Below are 6,122 nucleotides of genomic sequence, written 5' to 3' on the forward strand. Positions count from 1 at the left end.
TTCAGTATGTCCATGTACATCGGCGAAGCCTTGTGCGGTGAAGGCAATGAAATAGCACACATTGATCTGCTCCTGGGTTCCAAGGATGGTCCCGTAGGCGTGGCATTCGCCAACGCCTTGGCCAACCAGTCTGCAGGCCACAACAATCTGCTGGCCGTTCTGACTCCTAACCTCGTTTGCAAGCCCGCCACCGTGATGATCACCAAGGTCACCATCAAGGGCATGACCCAGGCTGCACAGATGTTTGGCCCTGCTCAAAAAGCAGTTGCCATGGCTATTACCGATTGTGTTGCGGAAGGCGTGCTCCCCAAGGGTACCGCTGATGAACTGGTCTGCGTCTGTGGCGTGTTCATTCACCCGCAAGCAAAAGATAACAAGAAGATTTACCAGTACAACTACGATGCCACCAAGCTGGCGCTCAAACGTGCAGTGAACGTGGAACCGAAGATCGAGGAAATCCTTGCCAAGAAGGATAGCGTCAAGCACCCCATCTTCGAATCATAATCGTAACTGGTTGAAGTGCTTGGAGTTACGAATAATTACATATCCGATTTTCACTCCTGCAGCAATTGCAGGAGTGAAATTCGTGCTGTTTGATGGACTTCCTGCTGGTTGTCCGTATCATTTCTTTCCGGCAAATTATTGCGAATTATGAGCTGAATGCTCGTCAGATATGAGGCTTAGTTATGGCACATAAAAAGGGTCAGGGATCAACACGCAACGGTCGCGATTCCAATCCCCAATACCGTGGTATTAAGGTGTATGGCGGTGCTCGTGTGAGCAACGGCGGCATCATCGTTCGCCAGCGAGGCACACAGTTTCACCCAGGCCGTAATGTAGGCTGTGGCAGTGATTACACGCTCTTCGCACTGGCTGAAGGTACGGTTTACTTCGATCAGAATGGCCGTCGCGTAAACGTCAAGACCGACGAAGTTGCAGTTGCTGGCAAGTAAGCTGGCTTCATTGCATTTGGAAGAGTAGAGTCATGGGTGGCACAGGCCACCCTTTTTTTATCGGTGCAATCATGTTTGTGGATCGTGTTTCATTATTTGTGAAAGGGGGCCATGGCGGACGAGGCAAAGTCAGCTTTTATCGTGCCAAGTATGTCATGAAAGGCCCACCCGATGGTGGCGATGGCGGGCATGGCGGGAATGTCATCATCCGTGCTGTGCCGGGAACCGACAGTCTTGCTGCTGTGTCGAACATCAAACATTGGAAAGCCAAGAACGGCGGCGATGGCGGTGTCAACAACCGTCATGGCTTCCAGGGTGAAGATATGATCATGATCGTTCCACCGGGAACAGTCATACGCGATCGTGATCGGGGCCATGTCATCAAGGATCTCACTGAACCGTTCGAAGAAGTGATCATTGCCAAGGGTGGTTACGGCGGTCGAGGCAACCGTCACTTTGCTACTTCAATCAACCGCTCCCCACGCACGGTAGAACCAGGCCAGGAAGGCGAAGAGCGCTGGATCGTGTTGGAACTGAAACTGATTGCTGATGCCGGGCTGATTGGTATGCCTAACGCAGGCAAATCAACGATGCTGAGCCGATTGTCGCGGGCACAACCCGAAATTGCCGATTATCCGTTTACGACCAAGTTTCCCAACCTGGGTGTGGTGCAGATGGGTTACGAACACGGTTTCGTGCTGGCTGATCTGCCTGGGCTGATTGAGGGTGCTCATACTGGCACTGGGCTAGGGCTTGAATTCCTTCGCCACGTGGAACGTACCAGGGTGCTGATCCACCTCATTGAGCCGTTTCCTGTGGATGAGTCTGATCCTGTTGCCAACTATCGTGCCATCCGTCATGAACTGGAACAGTACAGCAAAGAACTGAGCCAGAAGCCTGAAGTCGTGGCACTCAGCAAGTCTGAACTGACTGAAAGCGAAACGGTTCGCCAGCAATTGGAATCAGCCATCGGCAAGGAAGTGCTGGCAGTCTCTGCAGCAACCGGGCAGGGGCTGTCTACTCTCGTGAGTCAGGTAGTGCAGATACTCAAAGAAACCAAGCCTGAACCGGTAGCGCCAACTCGTGTTACGGTGCCTTTTCCCGATATGCCAGCTGCCCAGATAGGGTCATCCAGTTCATGAAACTGATCGATCTCATTGTGGTAGACGCAGGCAACACTCGTTGCAAGGTGGGGCTGGTGCATGCCGAGCAATTGATGGTGGTGCAGACTTATCCGCTTGCCGAGTGTGATAACGAACCGTGGCGAGACGCCGATTTTCAACACCTGCTTCTGCACCAGGCACGCTGGATCATCTCAGGTTCCAATCCACCGGTGATGAAGCAGCTCGCCCACTGGCTTCTCCGCAACGGGCAAAACTGCACCGTACTGGATGCATCAAGTCATTTGCCACTCACCATCAAAGTGAAGCAGCCTGAACGGGCAGGCCGTGATCGATTGCTCAATGCGCTCGGAGTGCCAACCAGGCCAGCCATCATCATCAGTGCAGGCACTGCCATCACCGTGGATGCAGTGGATACTGATGGTAGTTTTCTGGGCGGTGCCATCTTTCCAGGCCTGCGCTTGATGGCACAAGCCTTGAACGATCATACCGCAGCCCTGCCTTTGATCGATCCCACTCTGCCTGTACCTCCACTGCCTGGAAAATCGACCGAGGAAGCCATGCATGCCGGCATCGTGCAGGCTGCAGCGGGCGGAATCGTAGGCTGCATTACCGAGATGCTCCCCATCATGCAGTCCGATTCATTCAGCATCTACATCACAGGTGGCGATGCAGAATGCCTGATACCCTGGCTGCCCTGGGATGTGGAAATGACACCTCACTTGGCACTACAGGGTCTGATTGTCGCTTCCCAGGCTACGCAGTCATGAACCAGGATGTTGTATGTTGCCTGACCCCGGCAGGGGTATCCGCCCTGGCTGTCGTCGGGTTGCGTGGCCCCTGTGCCTGGCAAAAACTGGCTCCCTTTTTTTCAGGCTCGAAACAAACGCCAGTATTATCTGAGAAGCCACGGCTATACCTCGGCATGCTGCAACGCGACGGATTGGGCGATCAAGTAGTGCTGATGCTCAAAGGTTCGCCCCGTCATCAGGAAATCGAACTGCAACTGCACGGCGGGCCAGGAACCGTAGCATGGTGCCTGCAACTCGCACGGGATTTGGGGTTTCACGAGCTAGACTGGCCTGATTGGGAAGACGATATCCGCTGGAAGTTGTTGCCTGTTTCATTAACCAAAAAAATGGCAAGCATGCTGCTGGATCAAAGTCCACAAGCTTGGAAATCCGCTGTTGCATCTCTTCAAAATAGAATACATAGCAAATCTGAACCAACTCAAACATTACGAAATGAGATCCAGGAACTTCGCAACTGGCATGCATTCGGGCAACATCTCGTAACACCCTGGAAGGTGCTGATTGCCGGGCCACCCAATGTTGGCAAAAGCAGCCTGCTGAATGCACTGATCGGTTACGAACGTGCCATCACTTCTCCAATACCAGGAACCACACGCGATCTGGTTTCAGCCACTATCGCCTGGAAGGGATATCCGATTGAACTTATCGATACTGCCGGCGTGCGGGAAAGTACTGATCAACTGGAACAGGAAGGGATTGCAAGAGCCATCTCCGCAAGTGAAAATGCTGATTTGATTCTCTGGCTCGTTGATCTCAGCCAATCGGAACGGGCACAGCCAAAACAGATACAACCTGATTTCTTCATCGGAACCAAAGCTGATCTGCCTCGTTATTATCCGGACAAGGTCGATTACGAAGTTTCATCTCAAACCGGCATCGGGCTTGATGCACTGCTTCATGCAATCATCAGCAAGCTGATTCCACAGGAACCAGTGCCTGGGCAGGTATTACCGCTAACTCTTGCCCATTTGGAAGAGCTTCGCTGTCTTGACCAGCTTTTGTCAGAATCACAGTCTCTTTAGTTCCAGAACCCTTGCTCCAAAACTCGTTTAGTGCATAGAATCGTGTATTGCTATTGTTGGAGTGTGAATGCCATGCGATTTGCCCTGGCGACGGTTCTGAATCTGTTTCTGATGTCGGCATTATTAGCCACGGACAAAAGCACCGGACAAGTCGTGTTTACTCCACAGGAAGATCAATCCAACATCCCCGAAGCATATCGCCTGGATGCCCATGAATTTCCCTACGAGATGAACCTGAAGAAATCCTTCGACAAGGAAGGCTATCAGCTGTTCGAAGTCCGTTTCCCCTCCGCGGTAACCACGAAGTTTCCTGAAAACAATACCGTCCATTGCCAGTGGTACAAGCCTCTGGGCAATGGCCCGTTTCCCACCGCCGTGGTTCTCGATATTCTGGGAGGCGATCAGTCACTGGCACGGGTTCAGTCAGCCTATCTGGTTCGCAAGGGAATCGCCTGCCTGTTCGTGCAGATGGCCTACTACGGTCCTCGTCGGCCTGCTAACAGCAAAGTGCGTCTGCTGATGCCTGACGTTGATCACTCGCTGGCTGCAGTCCGCCAGACAGTGCTCGATATTCGACGTGCAAGCGCCTGGCTCGCCAGCCGACCTGAAGTGGATAAGCAAAGGCTCGGCGTCATCGGCACGTCGCTTGGTTCCTTCATGGGGACATTGACAGCAGAAATGGAACCACGCTTCAAGAAGGTAGCCATCGTGCTGGGTGGCGGAGGCGTCGTCGATGCCTTCTACGATCACCCTAAAGGTGCAGCCATCCGCCTGCTCTGGGAATCGCTGGGTGGCACCAAGGAAAAGCTGAAAAACCTGATTGCTGTAGCTGACCCGATCACCTGTGCAGCAAATCTGAAGGATCGGCAAGTCATCATGATTGCAGCCAGCAAGGACGAAATTGTTCCACCCTCAGCCTGCAAGAAGATGTGGGAAGCCTTGGGGCAACCCAAAATTGTCTGGTACGACGCCGGCCATTACACCGCGGTCTACTTCATTTATGATGCATTACAGCATGTGATCGCCCACTTCAAAAACTGACACGCAACACTGTGGGACACGTTTCCAACGTGTCATCGGGGATGATTCGCCAGGACATCGCAAGCCGCTGGCACGATACAATCGTGCCCCACGATATTGTGGAACAGGATTCCAATCCTGTTCGCAGTGACAATACGCTGTCACCGCTCGCCGCTGTCAAGATTGGAATCTTGACCCACAACAGAGTGCAAGAAGTCCAAATCGACTGACAGCCCGTGACGCCAGCCAGGGTTGGCCTGCGCGGCGACTTAACGCAATCAACACCGGTCGCAACATACGCCAAGCGATTGCAGATTTCCCCAGGTCGGGTGGCACTGAACTGCTGTACTCGGCAGATCAGTGCGGGACCACAAATGTTCACAGTTAGTGAGACTTGGAAAGAGTGTATTTTTAAAAAAAATAACCCATTTAGCCCCCGGCTCTTTAAGCCGGGGGGGGTCGCGCGATGTTGAATGTTCATCTCGATATCACTCCCTCGCGAACAGATTTCACCACCGCGCGATCCCGCCCCCGGCCTGAAGGGCCGGGGGCTAAATGGGATCACGCCCAACTGTCTCAGATCGTCTCAAATTACCGCAGATACTTTACAACCAACGCTCCGAAAAGTTACGCTGTGGGTTTGTGTACAAACGTCCATGTTGGAGCGTCACCATGCAGACACCGCAGCAAATGAAGGAGAAGATGGCCAAGCAGGCCAAGCTTGGCCTCAGCATCGAAACGTGCAGCCAGGTTCAGGAACTCATTCACCAGATGGCCAAGGAACAGATCGATGCTGCCATCCGGGAATTTCAGCGCGATCTCGGCTTCGAAGCGGCTAAGCTCGACGTCCTGGCCCACCAGATGCAGCAAATCCATCGCATGCATTCCATTGGCGATTCGATGGCCCGTCGACTCAAGGAAGGTGACCTGCCCGCATCGTTCTACAACGCCTATCGTCACGTTGTCAAGGATACGTCAATGTTGCTGCTGCAACTGGATGAGCAACGCATCAAGGAGAACCGCAAGACGTTTATCTCGCCGGAAGATGCCGACGCCAAGCTCGCGGAAGAGCAGCGATGGAACCACGTCCTGTACGCTTCATCGGAAATGAAAATCCGGAATGGCTACTATTACGATCCACGACGCGGCGTGGCGCAGCCTGCACTCGATCTGCCGATGGAGCAGGTCGCTGAA

7 protein-coding genes are annotated in these 6,122 nt (G+C 53.3%); all 7 read left to right on the plus strand.

Features of this window, described 5'->3' with window-relative positions:
* The first annotated feature begins 6 nt into the window (after positions 1-6).
* Positions 7-504 carry a formaldehyde-activating enzyme gene (gene fae / locus JNJ77_08915; GenBank protein ID MBL8822693.1) on the plus strand — a complete coding sequence of 166 codons (498 nt, stop codon included), beginning with the start codon at positions 7-9 and terminating at the stop codon, positions 502-504.
* Between the two features lie 182 nt (positions 505-686).
* Positions 687-953: a 50S ribosomal protein L27 gene (gene rpmA / locus JNJ77_08920; protein ID MBL8822694.1), complete on the plus strand. Its 267-nt coding sequence runs from the start codon at positions 687-689 to the stop codon at positions 951-953.
* 71 nt (positions 954-1,024) lie between these two features.
* Positions 1,025-2,095: a GTPase ObgE gene (gene obgE / locus JNJ77_08925; protein MBL8822695.1), complete on the plus strand. Its 1,071-nt coding sequence runs from the start codon at positions 1,025-1,027 to the stop codon at positions 2,093-2,095.
* The gene (locus JNJ77_08930; GenBank protein MBL8822696.1) at positions 2,092-2,844 is read left to right on the plus strand and encodes a type III pantothenate kinase; all 753 of its coding nucleotides are present in this window, start codon (positions 2,092-2,094) and stop codon (positions 2,842-2,844) included. Before obgE ends, JNJ77_08930 begins: the two co-directional genes overlap by 4 nt.
* Positions 2,841-3,908, plus strand: a complete 1,068-nt coding sequence (locus tag JNJ77_08935; GenBank protein MBL8822697.1) for a 50S ribosome-binding GTPase — start codon at positions 2,841-2,843, stop codon at positions 3,906-3,908. The genes JNJ77_08930 and JNJ77_08935 overlap by 4 nt, the downstream gene beginning before the upstream one ends.
* Positions 3,909-3,980: 72 nt before the next feature.
* A complete protein-coding gene (locus JNJ77_08940; GenBank protein ID MBL8822698.1) occupies positions 3,981-4,949 on the plus strand; it encodes an alpha/beta hydrolase family protein in 969 nt (322 codons plus the stop codon).
* A gap of 651 nt (positions 4,950-5,600) precedes the next feature.
* A partial coding sequence (locus JNJ77_08945) for a hypothetical protein (protein MBL8822699.1) occupies positions 5,601-6,122 on the plus strand: 522 nt, incomplete at its 3' end.

Source organism: Planctomycetia bacterium, assembly GCA_016795155.1.
Taxonomy (GTDB): domain Bacteria; phylum Planctomycetota; class Planctomycetia; order Gemmatales; family HRBIN36; genus JAEUIE01.